Genomic DNA, 22103 nt, shown 5'->3' with positions numbered 1-22103 from the left:
TGGTGGAGGTGGTACGGGAGGCGAGGTGGCACCGCCACCGCGGCAACCGTCGCGATCTAGCTCCGCACATGATCGGCCGGACAAGTCCTAGGCTTTGTCCGTGGCGGGGATTGTTCGGGCAACGTCGGGCTGCACACCGGAGTCGACCATGGCACAGCCCCTCCTACGACATCTGGCAGACGTTGTGTCGAAGGGGCTGTTTACTCGCGGGGCTACGGACAACCGCCGTCGGCCGCTCGCGTTCGTCTTCACTCCCGGGCAGGCCGCTGACGCGCCCGCGTTCCCCGAGATCATGGTCCGTTTACGGATGACGCGGCCGCTCGGCCGACCCAGGACCAGGCCGGGTGTCTGGCCGACAAGGCTGCTCGTCGCGTGCAATCCGAACGCGTCTGCGTCGGCGAGGGAACGGCGGGCAGTGATTCCGCAGTCCGCCGACCAGCCCGCCAACCGCAGGCGAAGAGGCCGATCCGGTGGCCGCCCGCCAGCCTTCGACCGCGGGGCGTACCAGGGGAAGCAGGGGGACAGCACCTCGGGTCTCCTACCGCTTGTGGCCGTTCCCGTGTCCGTTCGGATGCAGGACCACCTTGGTCCAGCCCTCGTCACGGGCGTCGAAGTGCTCGTAGGCGGTGGGGGCCTCGTCCAGGCTGAGCTCGTGCGAGACGACGAAGCTCGGCTTCGCCTTCCCGCCGGCGATCAGATCCCGCAGCGCCCGGTTGTACTTCTTCACCGGCGCCTGCCCCGTGCCCATGCACTGGCCCTTGAACCACATCATGCCGAAGTCGATCGGGACCTTGCCCTGGGCCTCCAGCTTGCCCTGGGCCTCCGCGCCGCCGGGGTCCTCGGGCAGGAACACGCCCACCACACCGATGTCGCCCGTGAACCTGACCGAGTCGATCAGGCCGTTGAGCGTGAGGCTGGCGTCCTCGTGTCCCTGGGCGTCGTGGGCCTGGTAGCCGACGCATTCGCAGCCGTTGTCGGCGCCCAGACCAAGGGTGGCCTCCTTGACGACCTCCGCCGGGTTCTGCTCGGCGGTGTTGACCGGGATGGCCCCGATCTCCTCAGCCTTGAGCAGCCGGTCGGGCTGGTGGTCGGCCACCCAGACACGGCCGGCGCCCTTGAGGAGAGCGGAGTAGGCAGCCATCAGCCCGACGGGACCGGCCCCGAAGACGATGGTCTGGTCGCCCGGCTTGACGTGCGCCATCTCGGTGGCGTGATAGCCGGTGGGGAAGATGTCGGCGAGCATCACGTAGTCGGTCTGCCGCTCGGCGGCGTCCTCGCCCAGACGCAGCGCGTTGAAGTCGCCGTAGGGCACGCGCAGCAGCTCCGCCTGGCCGCCCTGGTAGGGGCCCATGTCGGCGAAGCCGTAGGCGGCTCCCGCGAGGGCGGGGTCCGGCTGCATGGTCAGGCAGTAGTTGGTCAGACCCTGCTCGCACTGCTTGCAGAAACCGCAGGCGATGTTGAAGGGCAGGACCACATAGTCGCCGACCTGGACCTTGCGGACAGCCGAGCCGACCTCCACCACCTGGCCCATGTTCTCGTGCCCCATTGCGCGGCCGGACTCGAACGAGGTTCGGCCCTCGTACATGTGCAGGTCCGAACCGCAGATGTTGGTAGTGGTGATCTTGACGATGATGTCGCAGGGGTGCTCGATCTTCGCGTCCGGTACGTCCTTCACTTTCACCGTTCGCGGTCCTTCGTATACCGCTGCCTTCATGATGACTTCCCTTGACGTTGCGGCACGGCGGTGGTGTGGAAGGCACAGAGAACCCGACTCTCGCAAGTGCGGCGACGCGGGCCGTGACTCCGGCGCGCCTCTGGGAGCCGTTCACCTTGGGTGAGGGGAACGGTGCTTCCGCCGCCGGCCCGCCCAAGGGAGTCTCGGTGCTCCGGCGGCCTGCCGTGCGGGTACCCGTCGGCCCCGAGGCGAAACAACCACGCACCGACCGATCAGTGGCTTCGAGCGTCGATTCCACGGTGTGCCGTGCCCATCAGCATGCAGCCGGGGCCCGCAAGAGGGGTGACCTGCGGAAGGAGCCACCGGGCGGCATCTTCACCGAGTCGCATGATCATGGACTGGGGCGCTCGCGCGGCGGGTTCACCACCACGTTGCACTTGGCGGGCGAGCAGGGTCAGAAGCCCATGTCGATCGTGGTGACGGCAGGACAGCGCGGGGCCTCGCCGCAGTTCGAATCGGTGCTGGAGAAGGTCCGCGTGCCCGCATCGGGCCGGGCCGGCCACGCGTCCGGCCCGACCGCGTGCGGGCCGACAAGGCGTACGTCTCCCGCAGAAACCCCGCCCACTTGAGCCGACGTGGAATCCCCTGCACCATCCCGGACAAGGCCGACCAGGCACGCAACCGCCGGACGCGCGGCTCACGCGGCGGTCGGCCGCCGCATTTCGCCCCCGCCGACTATCGCGAGCGCCACGCGGTCGAGTGCGGGATCAACCGACTCAAGAGGCACCGCGTCGTCGCCCCCCGGTACGACAAGCTCGCCGTCCGCTACGAGGCGACCGGGCTCGTCGCGTCCATCAACGAGTGGCTTTGAACGGAGGTGGCTGTCCGGTCCTGGTTCACCAGTCCCGGCCGGCGGTCAACTCCTCTGCGCCTGCTTCCGTGAACTCGTATGCCGACGCGACGAAGCAGAACTCGTCGCAGATGCACTCCCGCGCCACCGTCTCGATCTCGCTTCCGGCCGCCACGAACTCCTTGTCCAGCAGGTTGAATTCCTCCGTCGCAGCCTGGGTGAGTGCATACAAGCTGTCCAGGTCCGACGGCCGCTCGGCCTCGATGCGCTCGCACAGCCGCAGCAGGATCGCCTTCCCCCGGTCGACCACGTGATCGGGGAAGTACGGGTCGTCGTACATCTGCTGCAGGAACGCGTGTCCCGCTACCTGCTGGTTTGTGATCGGCATGGCACTTCCCTACCTCCGCGAAAAGCTGACGCGCCGATCATGCACAGCACCACTGACAACGACGCTCCCATGGACGCCAAACCTCACGCGACCAGGACTTTCACAGCAGGCCCCAGCGCCGTGTCGGTGTGGCCAGTGACAATGTGGCGGTGATCGACGCTCCCGCTTCGCCGCCGTACCGCGGGCAGATCCTCCTCGTCGAGCGCCGAAAGCGCACGGCTGCAAGCATCCGTGACTACTACCAGGCGTCGTTACAGGTGTAGATATGCCGGACAGCGGCCGAGACCCGCGAATGCGGGCGCGCAGAGAACACTTGGAAGGCGCTACCAGACAAGCATCGTTTGTACGGACCCGTAACTTCTACGCGCAAGGGGCCTGTCTGCAACTGACGGTTCCGCGCGCTGTATCAAGGGAGTGAGTCATGAGTTCTCAGGTGAAGGCATTCGGGTTCGGAATGCCGTGGGAGTCGTTGTACGGGTACAGCCAGGCCACTCAGGTCGGTGACACGGTCTATGTGTCGGGACAGTTGTCTCATGACCGTCACGGCAACTTCGTGGGTGTCGGCGACTTCGAACTGCAGGTCCGCACCACGCTGGAGAATCTGGACCTGGTGCTGAGGCAGTTCGGGGCCGAGCGCAGCCGGATAGTGGAGACCACGGTTCTGGTGAGGAACCTGCGGGAGAACTTCGACACGACAGCACGCCTCCACGCCGAGTACTTCGGGGAGCACCGGCCCGCCAGCACGGTCATGGGCGTTTCCGACTTGGCACTGCCGGACCAACTCGTGGAGATCGGCGCGCTCGTGCGTCTCGATGTGAAGCCATAGGTGAGGAGGCCGGCCTGATTCCTTCGGCCTCTTTCATCCTGGATAGTTGCAGGTCAGCAGCGTGTGGACGGCTTGGGCAATGGTGTCGATGCGGCGAGTGGAGCATCCGGCTCGCCGGATCAGCCGCCAGGTACTGATAGTCGCAGGGCTCCGACTGCCAGTCTGCCCTTATCCGCCGGCAAATCCCCGACGCCGCAAGGACCTCGGAGACGTCGCAGCGGCTCGCATCGAACCGACAACGGGCCTGACTCGCTGACCGTCGCCGACTCCACCTCCGTCACGAACGCGAGGTCGAGCGGCCCGCAGTCCACGGGCGGAGTTTGTCGGGGTTGCGCACTGCCCAGATGTGCGTGATGTGGTTGTCCGTGACGTCGAACGCGTACACGGCCACGGTGACGCCTTCGTGTTCGATCACCAGACCGGCACGGCCGTTGACCGTGCGCTCCAGGACCGTCAGGCCGCCGGACGCCCGGACGGCGAGGCCCGTGAGGTAGCGCGCGATCCCTTCGCCGCCCTCGATCGGGTGGAGCGCGGCGGCGACCACGCCGCCGCCGTCCGCCGTGAACGTCGCGCCGGGGGCGAGGAGTCTGACGAGGGCGTTGATGTCCTGCGCGTCCCAGGCCTCCTTGAAGTCCCTGACGAGGCCCGTCTGGTGGGCCGCCGGGGCCGCGGGCGGCAGGGAGGCGCGGACGCGGCGCCGGGCGGCGGAGGCCAGTTCGCGGCACGCCGCCGGGGTGCGGCCGGTGATGCCGCCGATCTCGGCGAACGGGTACCCGAAGACATCGTGCAGGATGAGCGCGACGCGCTGAGCCGGGGTCATGGCTTCGAGGGCGACGAGAAACGCCATGCTCACCGACTCGTCGAGTGTGACCCGGTCGGCCGGGTCCGCCGGATCGGTCGCGGCGGTGCCTGGGCGCCCGCTGATCCAGTCGGTCCGCTCGGCCAGCGGCTCCGGGATCCATTCGCCCATGTAACGTTCGCGCCGGACGCGCGCCGAGCCGAGGAGGTCCAGGCACACGCGGGTGGCGACCGTCGTCAGCCAGGCGCCGGGGGACTCGATGGCGTCCTGCTGTCGTCGGGACATGGCGTACCAGCGGGTGTAGGTCTCCTGGACCGCGTCCTCGGCCTCGGCCAGGGAACCCAGGAGCCGGTAGGCGAGACCGATCAGCCGGCGCCGCTCGCTGATGATCGCGTCCAGGCCTGCGTCGGACTCGTCGTGCCGTGACTTCGCGTGATCGGTCATGGTTCCGGTGGCTCCCAGTTCTCGGATCGTCCCTCGGCGGTACGACGAGACAGCCCGTCCGATTGTCAGGTCTTCGACCCTCCCTGACGTTCCGTGGAGTCGTCTCGTCATACCGCTCAGAGACGCCAACGGCCCGGAGAACCCGGGTGGGACACCTCAGGAGACAGTGATGACCAGGATCGGCATACTCATCGGCAGCACCCGCCCCGGCCGCAAGGGCGACCAGGTCGCCCGGTGGGTCCACGAGCGGGCGGCCCGCCGTGGCGACGCCGCGTTCGAGGTGATCGACCTGCGCGACCACCCGCTGCCGCATCTGGACGAGCCGCTGCCCGCGCTCGCCGGGCGGTACCAGCACCGGCACACGCGGACATGGGCTGACACCATCGCCCGCTTCGACGGATTCGTCATGGTCACCCCCGAGTACAACGCCTCCATCCCCGGCGTGCTCAAGAACGCCATCGACTACCTGTACGCGGAGTGGACCCACAAGGCCGTCGGGTTCGTCTCCTACGGCGCCGGCGGCGGCGCCCATGCGGCCCGGCAGCTGCGGGCACTGTGTGAGCTCCTCCAGATGGGTGCCGTGACCCCGCAGGTCTCGCTGTCCCTGCACACGGACTTCGAGGACCACGCGACACTCACGCCGGGCGCCCACCACGTCAGCGCCCTCGACACACTGCTGGACCGCGTCGTCGCCCAGAGCACGGAAGGAACGACGGCCACCCCCACACAGCGCGAGACGGACGAAGCCGCGATCCGCCGCCGCGTCGACGGGATCGTCGACGCGATCCGGGCCAAGGACCTCGAGGGTCTGAGGCGGCTCTACTCGACGGACGTCGTGTCCTTCGACATCGATCCGCCGCTCCAGCACGTGGGGATCGACGCGAAGCTCAAGAACTGGGCGAACGTGTTCACCTTCTTCCAGGAGGTGACCTACGAGGTGCGCGACCTGACGCCCACGGTGGGCGAAGACGTGGCGTTCACCCACGGCTTCGGCCGCCTCGGTGGCACGCTGCCCAATGGGACGGCGGCGGGCGGCATGTGGGTCCGGGTCACCTTCTGCTTCCGGAAGATCGACGGCGAATGGCTGGTGACGCACGACCAGGTCTCCGTGCCGCTGGACATCCTGGGCGGCAAGGGGGTCGTCGACCTCGAGCCGTAACGTCCACCGGCCGCACGGAAGGCGGGTGGCTCACGGCGAGCCGCTTCTGCTGCTCAGCAGCCGGCCGAGCGGCCAGGTCGTGATCAACCGGTCCGCTCCCAGGCCGATTCGGGCGGCGCGCGCGTATCCCGTGCTCTGCCAGTGGAGCTGTTCGGGGGCGTGGGCGTCGGTGTCCACGGCGAAGCGGCAGCCCGCGGCGGCAGCCCGCAGGAGCAGGTCGTCAGGCGGGTCCCGCCGTTCCGGCCGGCAGTTGATCTCCACCGCCGTATCCGCCTCCGCGCACGCGGCGAACACGGCCTCGGCGTCGAAGCGGGACTGGGGGCGCCCCCGGCCGGTGACGATCCGTCCCGTGCAGTGGCCCAGGACGTCGACGTGCGGGTTGCGGACGGCGGCCACCATGCGGGCGGTCATGGGCTCGGGTTCCGAGCGGAGCCTGGAGTGTACGGACGCCACGACGATGTCGAGCCGGCCGAGCAGGTCCTCGTCCTGGTCGAGGGAGCCGTCGTCGAGGATGTCGCACTCGATGCCGGTGAGCAGCCGGAAGTCCGGGCCCATCCTGGAGTTCACGGCGGCCACGGCCTCCAACTGGTCTTCGAGCCGTTCCCTGCTCAGGCCGTGGGCGATCGTCAGCCGCGGCGAGTGATCCGTGAGAACGGCCCACTGGTGGCCCAGGGCGCCGGCCGCGGCGGCCATGTCCTCGAGCGGGCTGCCGCCGTCCGACCAGTCGGAGTGCAGGTGGCAGTCCCCGGTGCTCGCGGCCGCGAGGTCCCAGCCCGCGTGGGCCTCGGGGTCGGCTTCGGCCTGCAGGCGGGTGAGGTAGCGCGGTACCGCGCCGGTCGACGCCTGGGCGATCACTTCGGCGGTGACCGGGCCGACCCCGTGCAGTCGTGCGGCCTGCGAGGCGTCCACGGGGCCCGGTGGCAGGTCGTGGACGGCGTCGGCCGCCGTGTGGAAGGCCCGTACCCGGTACGGGGACGCCCCGCGCCATTCGAGGAGGAAGGCGATCCGGCGCAGGGCCTCGTCGGGGGTCATCACGGAAGCGTCCTTCCGCCGGGGGCGTCGACGATCTCGACGGTGACGTGGCAGGCCTGGCCGGAGGCGGGAAAGGCGTACGCGGGTGCCATCTCCGCCGGCCGGGCCGGGCGGCCCGACGGCGACTGCTCGCCGGACTTCGTCGGGCCGGGGATCGCCGCCGGGACCAGCGGGGTACGCACCGGTCCCGGCGCCACGGCGTCGGCGCGGATACCGCGCCCGGAGAGCATCCGGGCGAGGCCGTGGGTGGAGGAGCCGATCGCGGAACCCGTCGTCGCGTGGTCCTGGCGGACCTGGTCGGGGGAGGACATCGCGGCCTCCTTCCGGTTCGGTCGCGTGTGGCGGCGGTCAGGAAGAGGGCGGGTACGGGGCGCTCTTGAGGCGGCGCGCGAGGTGCGCGGTGTTCGCGGCGAGGGTCCGGGTCGTGGCCGCGGCCTTTCCGGCCCTGATCCGAAAGAAACGACCTAGCTCCGCGTCGAGGCGTTCCAGGACCCGCCGGGTGATGCTGGAGGGGTGGCCGCGCCAGATCGGTGTGGACAGGATCAGGATGTCGCAGCCCAGGATCGTGTCGCGGATCTCCGGCCAGGCGTCGCCGTCCCCCATGTCGACCTCGACGCCCGGCTTGACGTCGTGGTCGGCGATCCGGATCACCTTGCCGGTGACGCCGTGACCGGCCAGGGCAGCCGTGGTCTGCTCCGCCAGCAACTGCGAGCTCGACAGCTTCGGCGACGGCGAAAGCGTGCAGACCAGCGAGACGGCGCGCAGCGGGGTGGTCTCGGTGGTGGTGTCCATGTGACCCGGCTACCCCGATGGTCGTGCCCTATCCCGTCCGCCGGGGCCGGGGCCGGGGCCGTCGACCGCAGCAGCCGCTTGGCCAGGTGCACCATGGAGCGCGCCTTCAGGCCGACGCCGACCTCACCGATGCGGCCCTGTGCATGATCGGAACGGGACTTGGCGGCCGAACTCCGCCCGAGCGTCGAGACCACCTCGTTGACGCCTCATCGAACCGGTGCCTGGGGTGCGGCGCCGGAGCCGGCGGAGCCGTCGGCCCGTTCCACGAGGGTCAGGGCGGCTGCGGCGGTCTTGAACTGCGGCTGTTTGGAGACGGGGTCCCAGAGGGTGGCGATCAGCTCGTTCGCCGCACGCCCCGGATGCCCGGGGGCCGGGGCGCTGCCGGCCGGGGTGTCCCAGTACCCGTAGTGGAAAGGTACGAAGAGGACACCCGGACGGACCGAGCCGCCGACACGCAGCCGTCCGTGCAGCCTGCCGCACCGTGTGCTGACCTCGACGAGGTCGCCTTCGGCCAGACCGAGGCGGGCCGCGTCGGCGTCGGCGATCTCCACCCACACGTCCGGGGCCGCGTCCGCGAGCCGGGGCACCCGTCCTGTCTTGGTGCGGGTGTGGAAGTGGTAGAGGGTGCGTCCGGTGGTCAGCTGGAAGGGGTGGTTCCCGTCCGGCCACTCCTTCGGCGGGACGTAGGGAGCGGGCCTGATGAGGGCCTTGCCGGCGGGATTGACGGACCGGTACCAGTCCTCGCCCAGCGGCTCGCCGGTCACCAGGTCCTTGCCGTACGTCTCGCACAGGTCCGGGTGGGCCCAGGCCGCGCCGTCCTCGTAGAGGCGGTCCGTGCCTGCGGGAGCCTGTGCGGTGCACGGCCACTGGATGCCGCTCGGGCCGCGCAGCTTCTCGTAGCTCAGGCCGGTGTAGTCGCAGGGCCGTCCGGCGCTGCACCGCTTCCAGGCTTCGAAAGCCTCCTCGGGGCCCCTCCAGTGGACCAGCGGGCCGCCGTCCTTGTCCTCGAAGCCCATGCGGGCCGCGTAGTCGAGGAAGACGTCCAGGTCCGGCCGGGCCTCACCGGGCGGGTCCACCGCCTTCTCGGACAGGTGGACGGTGCGGTCGGCGTTGGTGAAGGTGCCCGTCTTCTCGCCCCACGTCGCCGCGGGCAGCACCACGTCCGCGAACTGCGCGGTCTCGGTCAGGAACAGGTCCTGGACGACCGTGAACAGACCGTCCTGGGCGAGGACGGAGCGGATCCGCGGGAGTTCGGGCAGGGACACGGCCGGGTTGGTGGCGCTGATCCACAGCAGCCGCACCGAGCCCTGCTCCGCCAGCCGGAAGATCTCCATGGCGTGCGTGGGCGGTCCGTCGTGGGGGATGGCCGACGGTTCCACGTTCCAGACCCGCGCGAGGTCGGCCACGTGGTCCTCGTTCTGCCAGTTGCGGAAGCCCGGCAGGTCCCCGTCGGCTCCGCACTCGCGGGTGTTCTCCGCGGTGGGCTGCCCGTTCATCTGGAGCACGCCCGCCCCGGGACGGCCGAGCATGCCGCGGACCAGGTGCAGGTTGTTGACCTGGACGGCTGCGGCCGTCGCCTGGTTGGACTGGTAGAACCCCTGCAGCACGGTGGACACCAGCCGTTCGGCGGTGCCGAGCAGCTCGGCGGCCTCCTCGATCGCGGCCGCCGGAACGTCGCAGACGCCGGCGGCCCACCGGGGCGTACACGCTTCGACCTGCTCGCGCAGGGTGTCGAAGCCGACCGTGTGCCGGGCGATGAACCCGGGGTCGGTCCAGCCGTTCCGGACCACCTCGTGGAGCAGCGCGTTGAGCAATGCCACATTGGTGCCGAGGCGGGGCGCGAGGTGCACGGTCGCCCGGCGCGCCGTGGGGGTGAGCCGCGGGTCGACGCACAACAGACGGGGCGGGTCGGGCCCGTCGAGCCGGTCCAGGATGCGCATCCACTGGACGGCCTGGGTCTCGGCGATGTTGTGTCCGAGCAGGGCGATCGCGTCCGCGTGGTCGATGTCCTCGTACGAGCCGGGCTGGCCGTCGCTGCCGAAGGACTCCTTCAACGCCTGCGCCGCCGTCGCCGTGCACAAGCGGGTGTTGCCGTCCAGATGAGGGGTGCCGATTCCGGCACGGGCGAGGACGGCGAGCGTGTAGTACTCCTCCAGGAAGAGTTGCCCGGAGGTGTAGAACGCGATCGCCTCCGGCCCGTGGGTGCTGATGAGCTCCCGCGAGCGGGCGGTGATGCGGCCCATCGCCGTGGGCCAGTCGCTCGCGACGAGGCGTCCGCCCTCGCGGACCAGCGGCCGGGTCAGCCGGTCCGCGGAGCCGTTGGCCTGCCAGGCGTACAGGTCCTTCGGCTCCAGCCGGCCCCGGTTGACCCGGTCGCCGGACCGGCCACGGACCCCGACGATCCGTCCGTCCCGGACGGCGATGTCCATCGCGTCACCGTCGGAATGCAGGAGCGAAGCCGCTCGCACCCACGCGTCGACCTGCTCCTCGGACACCCCGTCGGCCAGACAGGAGTCCGTGCGCGCGGGCCACTCCCCGCCCTGGCCGTAGGGAGTGCGGTCCCCCCACGGGTCGGCGATCCGATCGCCGGGCACGCCCGCCGGATGACGTCTCACAGCCGCTCCTCTTCACCGTGCGGCGCCGTCGGCGCCGAACCCTCGCCGGGCGCGTACCCGGAGCGCACTCCCTGACACGGTTCGCGCCAGGCGCGACATGGGCGACGCCGAGCAGGCGCCGTGAGCAGGCATGCCTGAGCCGGCATCAGTCGCCCGCCGGAACAGCAACGAGCGATGGCCGCGTCCGCTTCTCCGCGCCACCCACCTCACTGCGACCGTTTCGCGGCCTCTCGGCACACCCGTACCGAGGGGCTCCCCGGCGCCGGAGGGAGGAACCTTCGTCACCGCGGGCATCCAGCTCGACCGGGCGCTGCACACCGAACGGCACGGGGGCGTAGGCGATCATGATCGCCTACGCCCGCCCCCTGCGGCTTCCGGCATCCGGCCGGGCCTTCGCGCCGGGGACGCCGCGTGCGGCACGGCCGTGGCTGTCCTGTCCGGGAGCCGGCGCCCCCGCCGCGATCCGGCAGGGGCGCCCGCGAACCCGTGTCCGGGCCCGGAGCGGAGCTCAGTGGGCGTGGCCGTCGTCGGTGTCGGCGTGGCCGGGGGGCTCTACGGCGTCCGAGCCTTCGCCGCCCCCGCCCGTTCCCGCGCTCGGTGCGTCGCTCGGAGTGGCGGAACCGTTGTCCGGCGTGGCGGTCTCGGGCTGGGTGCGGTGTTCGTCGCTCTCCGGTGCACCGCCGCCGTGGCTGTGCCCGCCGCCTTCGGCGGACGCGCCGCCCATGCCCGCCGCGAGGGCGCTCAGGCCGAAGTATCCGCCGCCCGCCAGGAGCAGAACCGCCAGGCCCAGGGGACTGAGGAGGCGCCGTGCCGGCGTGTCGGGGTCTTTGATGACGAACGCCACGTACGACACCACGACGCCCAGCGGGACGAGCACCGCGCCCCGGGCCGGGAAGTCGTCGAAGTGCTGGAGCCCGCCGCTGAGCATGCCGATGCCGAACGAGAGCAGCAGCGAGGCGCCGATCACCACCAGCCCGCGGCCGAGCGGCGGCCGGTCCTGGGCGAGCAGGAACTCGTTGACCAGTGTGGCGATCAGGAAGACACCCACGCCGGCGAGACCGACCGCCGTGTAACGGGCGGGGTCGAGCGGGTGGTGGACCACGGCACCGCTGATGAGGCCGGCGCCGACGAAGTACAGGACGTAGCCGATGTAGCGGCCGGCCAGGGGCGTGTGGCGCTTGCGGCGGCGGGACCGCGCGGAGCGTCCGGTTGTGCCGCGTCCCCCTGGTGCGGGGCGCGGCGTGGGGTGGTGCGGGGCGGACCGGTCGGTGAGAACGGACAAGGGTGTGCCTTCCAGCAGGTAGGAGAGCGCGCGGCGAACCACCTCGCCGCCCTGCGGGCGTGAGGTCGGGAAAGCCGGAACGCCGAATCGTGGTCCTTCGACGGGACGACGATGAGGGCAGCGGCGAAGGGGCCTGGGCAGGCCTGGGACGGGGATGCCGGCGTCGAGGACAGCGACGCGGTCGATGCGGTCGGGCCGGACGCGGTGTCGACGGGAGCGACGCGGTCGAGCCGGGCGCCGGTGTCGACGGGAGCGACGCGGTCGAGCCGGGTGTCGGCTAAATGCGCAGGACCACCGCTGAGGAGCCACCGGTCGTCACGGGCCGCTCGACGGCGGCCCGTGAATCGCTGTGCGCGAGACGGGAGAGCAGCGGCTCGCCGCTCAAGGACGACAGGGCAGGCGGAGGAACGTCGACGGCCTCGGTGGGCTGGCCGGTCGCGCAGTCCCGTACGGCATGGGCCGACTCCCCGTCCGTGTCGTGGCCGTCGCCCGACGCCGGAACGTGCTCAGGATGGCCGGGGGCGGCCGCCGCGGCGATGCTGCCCGGTGCGGCATGTTCCGCGATGCCGTCGGCGTGGAGACCGTGCGCGTACAGGAGCCCGATCAGCAGCGCTCCCAGCCACAGCACACGGAACCACCGCGAGACCGCACGTCGCGTGCGGGGCTTCCTCGCCGCCGTGGGTTCCATGAGCACGGCGCGATGATATCCATGGGGCGCGGCGTGACCGGCACTCGGGTGCCCGCGTATAGGCTCCGCCGCTCCGGACGGGCGCATGAGCAGCGGAACTGCCGGGCCTCGCAGGCGGCGGGGGAGAGGTACGCGGTTCGCGGTCCGCCCTGTCGGACACTCGCCACGGCCACGGCCACGGCCACGGCCACGGCCACGGCCACGGCCACGGCGATGGCATGCAGACCTCATGGTCTGCTTCGTCACGGGCCGCCTTCTTCCCTGTCATCGTCCGGCCGCGGCACCGCGCAAGGATGGTCTGAACGGTCCCGTGCCGGAGTCCTGACAGCCCTGCTCCGGCGGGGTGGCCGGGGCGGATACCGCGCGCGAAGGTGGAAGGACAGAACGCACGCGAGGAGGCGAGTCCTCATGACCGTCGCGGACGTGGTCGTGGTCGTCGTCGCCGCAGGACTGATCGCCGCGCTGGGCTGGTACTTCTTCGGCCCGCGCAAGGCCGGCACCGCCCGGCTCGAGGGCGGGGTGCAGCGGGTCGACGTGACCGTGCGGGGCGGCTACAGCCCGAGTCTGATCAAGGTGCGGGAGGGGGTGCCGCTGGACCTGGTGTTCGACCGGCGGGAAGCGGGTGAATGCACCTCGCGCGTCGTCTTCCCCGATCTGAGGGTCGGGGCAGGGCTGCCCGCACACACCAGGACCACCGTGCGGCTGAACCCTGACCGGTCGGGCACCTTCGGCTTCGCCTGCGGTATGAACATGATCCACGGCACGCTGGTGGTCGAACCCGCCGACGGCCCGGGCGAAGCCCCGCCCGCCCCACCGACCGCGTCCACGGCCGCCGAGCAGCACGAGGACACCACCGCCGCGCAGCACGAGGACACCACGGCCGCGGAGGACGCGGACGTCGCGGAGCGGCAGGCGGAGATCAAGGACCTGACCCGCCGTGTCGTGGTCGGGGCGGTGCTCACCGCGCCGGTGCTGTTCGCCGTGATGGCGCACGAACTGTTCGGCGCCGACTGGGTGCCGGGCTGGATGCTGGACCACTGGGTCCAGCTGGCCCTGATCACTCCGGTGATGGTGTACACGGGGTGGCCCGTGCACTCCATCGGCTGGGCGGCGCTGCGGCACCGGTCGGCGGACATGAACTCCCTGATCACCCTGGGTACGAGCGCGGCGTACGTGTTCAGCCTGTTCGTCACCGTCGCCCCGGGGCTGCTTCCCGAGGACGTACGGGAGGTCTACTTCGAGGCCGTCGGTGTGATCCTCACCCTGATCCTGCTGGGGCGTCTCCTTGAGGCCCGGGCCAAGGCCGGTACCGGCGAGGCCATCCGCGCCCTGATCGGCCTGCAGGCCCGTACCGCACGCGTCGTCCGCGACGGCGCCGAGACCGAGATCCCCATCGAAGACGTGGCCGTCGGGGACGAGATCGTCATCCGGCCGGGAGAGAAGATCCCGGTCGACGCCGAGGTGCTGTCCGGCTCGTCCGCCGTGGACGAGTCCATGGTGACGGGCGAGCCGATGCCGGTGACCAAACACGCCGGGGACGCGGTCGTCGGCGCCACCGTCAACACCACCGGCTCGCTGCGGGTGCGGGCCACCAAGGTCGGCAGCGACACGATGCTGGCCCAGATCATCCGCCTGGTACGGGCCGCCCAGGCGTCGAAGGCGCCGATCCAGCGTCTCGCCGACGCGATCTCCGCCTATTTCGTCCCGGTGGTCATCGCCATCGCCGTCGCGACGTTCGCCCTCTGGTACACCGTCGGGCCCTCTCCCGAGCTCACTCTCGCCCTGGTCTCCGCCGTCGCCGTCCTGATCATCGCCTGCCCCTGCGCCCTCGGCCTGGCCACCCCGCTGTCGGTGATGGTCGGCACGGGCAAGGGAGCCCAGGCGGGCATTCTCATCCGCTCCGCCGAGGCCCTGGAGACCGCCCACAGGCTCGACACGGTCGTCCTCGACAAGACGGGCACCGTCACCGCAGGGCGGCCCGTCCTCACCGACGTACGGCCCGTCGAGGACGTGACCGAAGCCGAACTCCTGCGCCTGGTCGCCGCCGTCGAGGCCGACAGCGAGCACCCCCTCGGCCAGGCGATCGTCGCCGGCGCTCGCGAGCGCCATGCCCAGGAGCGCGGCGCCCACGGCGAAGGAGCCCGCGACGAAGCCGCTCACGGCGCTCACGGCGACCGGGCTCACGGCGACGGCGTCCACCCGCCCACCGTGACCGGCTTCGACTCGATCACCGGCAAGGGCGTCCGCGCCGAAGTCGACGGGCACACCGTCCTGGTCGGCGCCGCCCGCCTCCTGCACGACGCCGGCGTCGGCACCGCCGCCCTCGACCCCGTCGCCAGGGGCCTGTCCGTGGCCGGCAAGACTCCCGTCCACGCCGCGATCGACGGCCGCCCGGCCGGCGTGCTCGCCGTCGCCGATCCCCTGAAGGAAGACTCCGCCCGAGCGGTCGCCGCCCTTCGTCACCTGGGCGTCGACGTGGTCATGATCACCGGCGACAACGCCCGCACCGCCGCCGCCATCGCGGGACAGGTCGGCATCACCCGGGTGCTGGCCGAAGTGCTGCCCGAGCACAAGGCCGACGAGATCCGACGGCTCCAGAACGAGGGGCACACCGTCGGCATGGTCGGCGACGGCATCAACGACGCGCCCGCTCTCGCCCGGGCCGACGTCGGCCTGGCGATCGGTACCGGTACCGACGTCGCCATCGAGGCCGCCGACATCACCCTCATCTCCGGCTCCCTCGCCGGAGTCGTCACCGCCATCCGCCTGTCCCGCGCCACCATGCGCAACATCAAGCAGAACCTCTTCTTCGCCCTCGTCTACAACGCCGTCGGTGTCCCCATCGCGGCCGGTGCCCTCTATCCCCTGTGGGGGATCCGGCTCAGCCCGATCATCGCCGCCGTGGCCATGGCCCTCTCCTCCCTGTCCGTCGTCACCAACGCCTCCAGGCTTCGCCGTTGGCGAGCCGTGCCGCTGCCGGAGACCGAGGTGGTTCAGCGGCGGCCCGAAGTCGAGTCCGCGGCCGATCGGGCCGCTCGCGGCGACGACGGGGCCGGCGCGGAGGAGACGGCCGTCGACCCGGTGTGCGGCATGAGGGTCGAACCCAGGACCGCCCCCGAACACCGGGAGGTCCAGGCCGGCACCCTCCACTTCTGCTCCGCGCAGTGTGCCGAGGCCTTCGACGCGGACCCCGACCGCTACACCACTCGCGCCCCAAGCTGAGCCGATGCGAAGGAATCGCCATGGCCTTCGTGCGGATCCTGTACGCCTCCGAGCCCCGTCCTCCTGGCAACAGCTCCCGTCGTCGGGGTGGCCGGGTAGCCGGGGAGCCGGGTCGTCGGGGAGCCGGGTCGTCGGGCTCGTCGGCGATGAGTCCACCGTTCCCAGCCTCGGGAGCCGGACCGTCGGCCACAGGGAGGCCATGTTCCTTTCGTACCCGACCGGCCTCCATAAGGGGCCGGTCGGGCCCTGTGCGCGGTGTCCCGACCGCGGCACGGTGAGAGGTGTCCGGACCGACCGGGAGCAGGGGCGCCCTCGCCCTGCACGAGCGGGTCCGGCCGTCGGGAGCGTGAGTGGCCATGATGTTCTGGTACGGCGACGGAATGAACGGGTGGGGCTGGTTCGCCATGGCGGCCGGGATGGTCCTGTTCTGGGGCCTCCTCATCACCGCCGTCGTGTTGATCTTCCGATCCCTTGACCGTGCGGCGGGACGACCCGTCCGCCAGGGCCCCACGGCGCCCGAGCAGATCCTCGGCGAGCGGCTGGCCCGCGGTGAGATCGACGAGGAGGAGTACCGCCGGCGCCTGAGCGCCCTGCGCGCGAGCGGGGAGCCTTAGCCGGTGGCGCCGGGATGCGGGCAGGGACGCGCGCGCGGGTCGGCCGCCTTGTTACCTACCCGCAGTCAAGACGTCACGACCCTGCGTGATGAGCAGCCGGGCAGCCTGGATCGCGCGAGACGAACCGGGCACACCCGGCCATACTGAGCATGACAGCAGCCGTCCAAGGGTCCGTACGGACAAGGATCGCGGTGTCGATGCAGCAGGTGCCCTTCGACGAAGTGACCACGAATGCGGCCCGGGACGCGGGCGGGTGGCTGGGTGCCCTGCCCGTGGCCGTGGTGGCCACCAGCTCGGAAGGGACCATCGTCCGGTGGGACCACGCCGCGGAGGACCTGCTCGGCTACACCCCGCACGAGGTGCTCGGCCGGCACATCGCCGACCTGCTCCACCCCGGCGCCGACCGCGGCCTCGGCCGGTCGCTGTGGGAAGGCGCGGCCACGGGGCGCGGCGTCATGGGCGTCGTCACCGCCTGGCACAGAGAAGGACGGCCGCTGGATCTGGAGATCTGGGCGTGTCCGGTCCCGGCCCGGCACCGGGGCGGGACGACGGTGCTGGTGTTCGCCGCGGAGGCGGAGGCGGCACGAAGGATCCGCGGCTCGTCGGCGGTGTGGGACGGCCTGTTCGCCCGTTCCCCGGTCGGGATCGCGATCCTGGACACCCAGCTGCGGTTCCTCCGCGTCAACCCGGCGCTGGAGGCGATGAACGGTCTTCCGCAGGCCGCGCACATCGGCCGCCGGCTCGTCGAGATCCTCCCCGACGTCAACGCCGCCGACATGGAACGCGCGATGCGCCGGGCCCTCGACGAGGGGAAACCCGTCCTGGACTCGCGTCGTACGGGCCGCACCCCGGCCGACCCGGACCACGACCACGTGTGGTCGGGATCGTACGTGCGGCTGGAGGACACCGACGGGCGCCCGGTCGGGCTGGCCGCCACCCTGATCGACATCACCGCCCAGCAGCGGGCACAGCTCGAAGCCGACGCGGGCAGGCGTCACCTCGCGCTGGTCAACGAGGCCACCTTCAAGATCGGCACCAGCCTGGACCTGGAGCGCACCGCCCAGGAACTCGCCGACATCGCCGTACCCGACCTCGCGGACGCCGTCGCCGTCGACGTCCTCGACACCCTGGCCGCCGGCGGCGAGCTCGGCGCCGGCCTGGTCGGGGACGCCACCCTGCGCCGGCTGGCCAAGGCGCCGCTGACCGGGTCACCCGTCACGGCCGCTCTCGTCCCGCTGGGACGCACGCTCGCGTTTCCCGCCAGCGCCCCGTACACCCGGGCGCTCTGCGCATGCCGCCCGTTCGTCGTGCCCGTCTTCGACGAGCAGGCCATCGCTCCAGCGGCGGGGCACTCCACCACCCCCGCGGAGCTGCTCCGGCTCGGAGTGCACTCGTTCATGATGACCCCGCTCGCCGCGCGCGGTGTGGTGCTGGGGATGGCGACCTTCTACCGGACGCGCCCCATCGGCCCCTTCACCGACGACGAGGTGGCCCTCGCCGGGGAACTGGCGGCCCGCGCCGCTGTCTGCGTCGACAACGCGCGCCTCTACCACCGTGAGCACGACACCGCCGCCGTGCTGCAGCGCAGCATGCTGCCGCAGCACATCACGCCGCCCCCGGGCATCGAGGTCGCCCACCGTTACCTGCCCGCCAGCGATGTCAACGAGGTCGGCGGCGACTGGTACGACGTCATCGCGCTGGGGGACGGCAGGGCCGTGCTCGTCATCGGCGACGTGATGGGGCACGGCACCGCGGCGGCGGCGGTCATGGGGCGGCTTTCCGCGAGCGTCAGAGCCCTTGCCCGCCTGGACCTCGCCCCCGAGGACGTGCTGTACCAGCTGGAGGCCGCCTTGTACGACCTGGCCGAACCGATGCTCGTGACCTTCCTCTCCATCGTGGTCGACCCGGCCACCGGCCACTGCCGCATCACCCGTGCGGGCCACCCGCCCCCGGCGGCCGTCCTCCCCGACGGCACCGTCCGCCTGCTCGAAGCAACGCCGGGACTGCCCTTGGGCGTCGGAGGCGTCCGCTTCACGACCACGGACGTCACCCTGCCCCTCGGCAGCCTCCTCGTCCTGTACACCGACGGCCTCGTCGAGGCACGCAACAGTGACATCGACTCACGCCTGGCCGAACTGACCGACCTGCTCGCCGCACCCGTCCCGTCCCTGGCCGCCCTCTGCGACCGCCTGCTCACGCACCTCGTCCCGGCCTCCGCGGACGACGACATCGCCCTGCTCATCGCCCGCGTCAACACGGCGAGCTGAGCGCCGGGCTCGGCGTCGCCGCCGGGGAGCACAGAGGCCTGGGTCGAAGCCCGTCTGCCGTGGCTTCGTCCCAGGCCTCTTGGCCCCACGCCTGTTGGCCCCAGGCCTCTGGATCCGGACCTCTCGTCACGGCCGGGCGGTCGCGTCCGCGGCGGTCGTGTCCGCCCCCCTTTGCGGCCGGCGCGGTCGCGAACGGGGGCGGGCTCGCGGCCGGGCGCTCGCGGCCGGGTGGTCACGAGGGCCCGGGACGCCTCCGACCTGGCCATGGCCCCCGGCGGGGTCGGTGGCTCGCTCCTACCTGTCGACGCCGTCGGTCACGTGCTGCCAGCTGTCCAGGTCCGCGATGCGTGCTTCCAGTGCGGGGCGCATGCCCGTCGCGCTGGAGGCGCCAAGTGCCAGGCGGAGCGGCGGGTTGGGGCTGTCGACCGCGGTCCGGATGCCTGCGGCGATCCGTGCCGCGTCGGAGAACGCCGACGCGGGCATCTCGCCAATGCCCTTCTGGACCTCTCTGACGGTCTGGTCGTAGTCGCCCAGGCCGGCCGCGACATCGAGGTTGGCAAGGAAGGGCGTCGCGGTCATCCCGGGCTGGATGATCGTGACGTCGATGCCGAGCGGCGCGACCTCGGCCGCCAGCGCGTCCGACAGTCCCTCGACCGCGTACTTGGTGGCGGCCAGCAGACCGACGCCGGGATGGGCGGACTGCCCGTAGACCGACGAACCCTGGAGGATGTGCCCGGACCGCTGTGCGCGGAGCACCGGCAGCGTTGCGCGGAGCACGTTGAGCACGCCGAAGACGTTGGTGTCGAACACGGCACGGACCTGTGCGTCGGAGGCCTCCTCGACGGCTCCGAACAGTCCGTATCCCGCGTTGTTGGCCACCACGTCGATACGGCCGAACCGCGCGAGCGTGCCCTGCACTGCTTCCCGGACGGCGTCCTCGTCGCGTACGTCCGCCCGGACGAGCAGCAGGCGGTCGCCGTGCGCTGCCGCCAGTTCTTCCAGGGGAGAGGTGTCGCGGGCGAGGGCGGAGACGGCGTCGCCGCTCTCCAGTGCCTGGAGCGTCAGTTCGCGGCCGATTCCGGACGTCGCGCCGGTGATCAGCCATGTGCGGGAACGGGTCTGCTGGGTGATGGAGGTTTCATTCATGTTGCGACCGTAAGCCGTTAGCTCGCAACGAGTCAATCCGTCTGGCTGTAAGGGTTGCTCACTAGTCGGCTTAGCTCGCTTGGCACTGATGTAGGGTGGACGTATGAGCAGTGCGGCAGCCGGATCTCCCGAAACCAGCCCTCGCGCCGTCCCGCCGACGGTCGAGACCGTCCTCGCGTTCGTGAACACCCGCGCGGACGGATCGGGTCGCCGGGAGTTGTTCGAAGACGGGGGCTCGTTCGCGGCGTGGCTGGCGGAGCGCGACGAGTTCGGGGGCGAAACCGTGGCCACCGACGCTGACGCCGCCGTCGCGCGCGAGCTGCGTGACGCCCTGGTGACGGTGCTGCTCGCGCATTCGGGTGATGGCGAGGCTCTGGGCGAGCCGCTGCAGCGTGCCGAACGGCACCTGCGGCGCGCGGGTTCGCTCTACCCGCTGGCGACGGTGGTCACGGCCGGCGGTGTCGAACTGGCGTCGCCGCAGGCGGGGGTGCCGCGTGTCTTCGGGACCGTACTGGCCGCCGTGACGACGATCGCCCAGAGCAGCGACTGGGGGCGCATCAAGGCGTGCCGGAACCCTCCGTGCCACTTCGGTTTCCTCGACCGCACCCGCAACGGGGGAGGGCTGTACTGCAGCACCGGCTGCGGCTCGCAGGTGTCGATGCGCAAACACCGCCAACGGCAGCGCCAAGGCGGCGGCGCGCCGTCACCGTCCGAGGCCTGAGCCCGCCCTGTCAAGGCCGCCGCGGTGGTGAACTCGACGGCGACTACATGAGCGTTGGCCGCTACGCACCCTCGTCGTCGTCCTTACGGGAAGCCCCGCGGCTCATCCGGCATCGGCCAAGCAGGGGTTCGTGACGGTGCCTGTGGTGCGGCGTGATCGGTAAGGGCGCTTGTCCTGTCATATTGCAAGCCCCGTCGTCGGATAGGGCGGTGCGCCATGACCACACCTGCGGGCGGAGCAGCCGCGCTGAAAGCCACCTCGGAGCTGCTCAGGGCCGCGCGCGAACTCGTCGGGAACGCGGCGCCGGAAGGGAAGGCGAACGGGTCCGCCGCCGAGAGCCAGATGCTCGACCCAGGTGGACTGCTGAGCCAAGCGCGTCAAGCCAAGCACAGCTACCAGGCCACGAGCCGTTGGATCCTCGCGGCCTTCGCGGTCGTCGGCCTCGTGCTCTTCGGCTCCCTGCCCTTCGCGAACATCGGCAAGATCACCGGGGCCGACCTCTGGCTCATGGGGGTCGGCCTCGTCTGCGCGGCGGCCGGCATCGTCCTGGCGATCTGGGCGGTCTCGATCGTCGCCGAACCCCTCGACGCGAGCCTCGGGGCACTGGAGCAACGCCTGGGCCCCGCCATGAAGGTCGTCAAGGACGCGAAGGAGAAAAGGGGCGACGCAGGGGACGCCGCCGGGGCAGGAGGGGACCAACTTCCCACCAGCTGGCGCCCGCGTCGGCGTGCCGAGATCCAGCTGGCCACGATGCTCGACGGCAAGGAGAAGGAAGCGCACCTCGGTCCGGGGATGGCCAGCGTCTCGGCCCTCATCAAAGAGCTGGGCGAACTGGAGAGGGAACGGCTGGACCAGGCGACCGCGGCGGCTCGGCGCGGCGAGGCACTCAGAGCCGGGGACGCCGCGGTATCGGCGCATCTGACCACCCTGGAGGAGCTCCGCCGGCAGGCGGACGACGTCGGCGGACTCGACGACCGGAGCCCCAACAAGCAGCGCCTGACCGACGACCTGAACCGGCGGATCCAGCAGGAATCAGAGGCCTACGCCGCCGCAGCGGGTGTGCGTGCCGAACAGGCCCGCCGGTACGCCGCCACCGACAGTGCTCTGGCCGCGACGCAGACACGACTGGACACCTACCTCGCGCACCGGGAGATGGTCCTCGTCCAGTCCGCGATGATGCAGATGCGCGGAACGTTCGGCCTCGCACGCTTTCTGATGATCTCCGGTGCCGCGCTGACGCTCGTCGGCGGCACTCTCTACGCCTACGTCCTGCCGACCGAAGGGTCCGGGGACGGTTCGGCCCAGAGCGCCGAGCGGCAGCCCGGCACCGCGGCAGAGATCACCGTCAACAAGGACACGGACATCGCCGGGCAGCTCCCTCCTTCCTGCGTCGGGCGTGCGCTCAAGGCGCTGCGGATCGATGCGAAGGTCCCTCCCCCGAACGGGCCCTTCGAAGTGGTCGTCATCGACCCCGCGTGCCCAGGCACTCTCTCCGTTCCCAAGGACCAAGGGTCCATCGTCTCGCCCGCCACCAGCTGAGGGGGCTGGAGCCAGTCGGTCGCCACGAGGAGGTCGTCGACGTT

The 22103-nt window shown here is 71.3% G+C and carries 18 protein-coding genes; 8 read left to right on the top strand and 10 right to left on the bottom strand.

Features of this window, described 5'->3' with window-relative positions:
* Positions 1-538: 538 nt before the first annotated feature.
* On the bottom strand, positions 539-1714 hold the full coding sequence (locus ACFY8W_RS23680) for an alcohol dehydrogenase catalytic domain-containing protein (RefSeq protein WP_391108550.1): 1176 nt from the start codon (positions 1712-1714) through the stop codon (positions 539-541).
* A 586-nt stretch (positions 1715-2300) separates the two neighbouring features.
* Here ACFY8W_RS23680 and ACFY8W_RS23675 point away from each other — a divergent pair.
* On the top strand, positions 2301-2546 hold the full coding sequence (locus tag ACFY8W_RS23675) for a hypothetical protein (protein WP_391108548.1): 246 nt from the start codon (positions 2301-2303) through the stop codon (positions 2544-2546).
* A gap of 25 nt (positions 2547-2571) precedes the next feature.
* Here the strand turns inward: ACFY8W_RS23675 and ACFY8W_RS23670 are convergent, their stop codons facing one another.
* Positions 2572-2913: a DUF5713 family protein gene (locus ACFY8W_RS23670; protein WP_391108545.1), complete on the bottom strand. Its 342-nt coding sequence runs from the start codon at positions 2911-2913 to the stop codon at positions 2572-2574.
* Positions 2914-3334: 421 nt separating this feature from the next.
* Between ACFY8W_RS23670 and ACFY8W_RS23665 the strand changes: the two genes are divergently transcribed.
* Entirely contained in the window at positions 3335-3739 is a 405-nt protein-coding gene (locus ACFY8W_RS23665; RefSeq protein WP_391108542.1) for a Rid family hydrolase, read from the top strand.
* 277 nt (positions 3740-4016) lie between these two features.
* Here ACFY8W_RS23665 and sigJ read toward each other — a convergent pair whose 3' ends face one another.
* Positions 4017-4982: an RNA polymerase sigma factor SigJ gene (sigJ, locus tag ACFY8W_RS23660; RefSeq protein ID WP_391108539.1), complete on the bottom strand. Its 966-nt coding sequence runs from the start codon at positions 4980-4982 to the stop codon at positions 4017-4019.
* Positions 4983-5151: 169 nt separating this feature from the next.
* Between sigJ and ACFY8W_RS23655 the strand changes: the two genes are divergently transcribed.
* Entirely contained in the window at positions 5152-6141 is a 990-nt protein-coding gene (locus tag ACFY8W_RS23655) for an NAD(P)H-dependent oxidoreductase (protein WP_391108537.1), read from the top strand.
* 30 nt (positions 6142-6171) lie between these two features.
* On the opposite strand, the gene ACFY8W_RS23650 is transcribed toward ACFY8W_RS23655, so the two are convergent.
* From ACFY8W_RS23650 to ACFY8W_RS23625, 6 genes are all read right to left on the bottom strand, one after another.
* Positions 6172-7173, bottom strand: a complete 1002-nt coding sequence (locus ACFY8W_RS23650) for a PHP domain-containing protein (RefSeq protein WP_391108534.1) — start codon at positions 7171-7173, stop codon at positions 6172-6174.
* Positions 7173-7484, bottom strand: a complete 312-nt coding sequence (locus ACFY8W_RS23645) for an SDR family oxidoreductase (RefSeq protein WP_391108532.1) — start codon at positions 7482-7484, stop codon at positions 7173-7175. The genes ACFY8W_RS23650 and ACFY8W_RS23645 overlap by 1 nt, the downstream gene beginning before the upstream one ends.
* A 37-nt stretch (positions 7485-7521) precedes the next feature.
* Positions 7522-7965, bottom strand: coding sequence for an NAD(P)H-dependent oxidoreductase (locus tag ACFY8W_RS23640; RefSeq protein WP_391108530.1), 444 nt, complete (start codon positions 7963-7965; stop codon positions 7522-7524).
* Between the two features lie 206 nt (positions 7966-8171).
* Positions 8172-10580 carry a molybdopterin-dependent oxidoreductase gene (locus tag ACFY8W_RS23635; protein ID WP_391108528.1) on the bottom strand — a complete coding sequence of 803 codons (2409 nt, stop codon included), beginning with the start codon at positions 10578-10580 and terminating at the stop codon, positions 8172-8174.
* A 508-nt stretch (positions 10581-11088) separates the two neighbouring features.
* Positions 11089-11862: a hypothetical protein gene (locus tag ACFY8W_RS23630; RefSeq protein ID WP_391108525.1), complete on the bottom strand. Its 774-nt coding sequence runs from the start codon at positions 11860-11862 to the stop codon at positions 11089-11091.
* Between the two features lie 277 nt (positions 11863-12139).
* A complete protein-coding gene (locus ACFY8W_RS23625) occupies positions 12140-12556 on the bottom strand; it encodes a hypothetical protein (RefSeq protein WP_391108523.1) in 417 nt (138 codons plus the stop codon).
* Positions 12557-12958: 402 nt separating this feature from the next.
* Between ACFY8W_RS23625 and ACFY8W_RS23620 the strand changes: the two genes are divergently transcribed.
* The 3 genes from ACFY8W_RS23620 to ACFY8W_RS23610 all read left to right on the top strand — a co-directional run bounded on the left by ACFY8W_RS23620 (position 12959) and on the right by ACFY8W_RS23610 (position 18653).
* Positions 12959-15772, top strand: coding sequence for a heavy metal translocating P-type ATPase (locus tag ACFY8W_RS23620; protein ID WP_391108521.1), 2814 nt, complete (start codon positions 12959-12961; stop codon positions 15770-15772).
* A gap of 356 nt (positions 15773-16128) precedes the next feature.
* Positions 16129-16386: an SHOCT domain-containing protein gene (locus ACFY8W_RS23615; RefSeq protein WP_391109634.1), complete on the top strand. Its 258-nt coding sequence runs from the start codon at positions 16129-16131 to the stop codon at positions 16384-16386.
* Between the two features lie 197 nt (positions 16387-16583).
* The gene (locus ACFY8W_RS23610) at positions 16584-18653 is read left to right on the top strand and encodes a SpoIIE family protein phosphatase (RefSeq protein WP_391108518.1); all 2070 of its coding nucleotides are present in this window, start codon (positions 16584-16586) and stop codon (positions 18651-18653) included.
* A 294-nt stretch (positions 18654-18947) separates the two neighbouring features.
* On the opposite strand, the gene ACFY8W_RS23605 is transcribed toward ACFY8W_RS23610, so the two are convergent.
* Entirely contained in the window at positions 18948-19799 is an 852-nt protein-coding gene (locus ACFY8W_RS23605) for an SDR family NAD(P)-dependent oxidoreductase (RefSeq protein WP_391108516.1), read from the bottom strand.
* A gap of 103 nt (positions 19800-19902) precedes the next feature.
* Here ACFY8W_RS23605 and ACFY8W_RS23600 point away from each other — a divergent pair, with 103 nt between their 5' ends.
* Both ACFY8W_RS23600 and ACFY8W_RS23595 read left to right on the top strand, forming a co-directional pair.
* Complete coding sequence (locus ACFY8W_RS23600; RefSeq protein WP_391108513.1) at positions 19903-20520, top strand: CGNR zinc finger domain-containing protein; 618 nt, start codon at positions 19903-19905, stop codon at positions 20518-20520.
* A gap of 216 nt (positions 20521-20736) precedes the next feature.
* Positions 20737-22059 (top strand): hypothetical protein, encoded by a 1323-nt coding sequence (locus tag ACFY8W_RS23595; protein WP_391108510.1) that lies wholly within the window; start codon positions 20737-20739, stop codon positions 22057-22059.
* Positions 22060-22103: the final 44 nt, after the last annotated feature.

Source organism: Streptomyces sp. NPDC012637, assembly GCF_042954805.1.
Lineage (GTDB): Bacteria > Actinomycetota > Actinomycetes > Streptomycetales > Streptomycetaceae > Streptomyces.
This window is presented reverse-complemented; position numbering and strand designations above follow the sequence as displayed.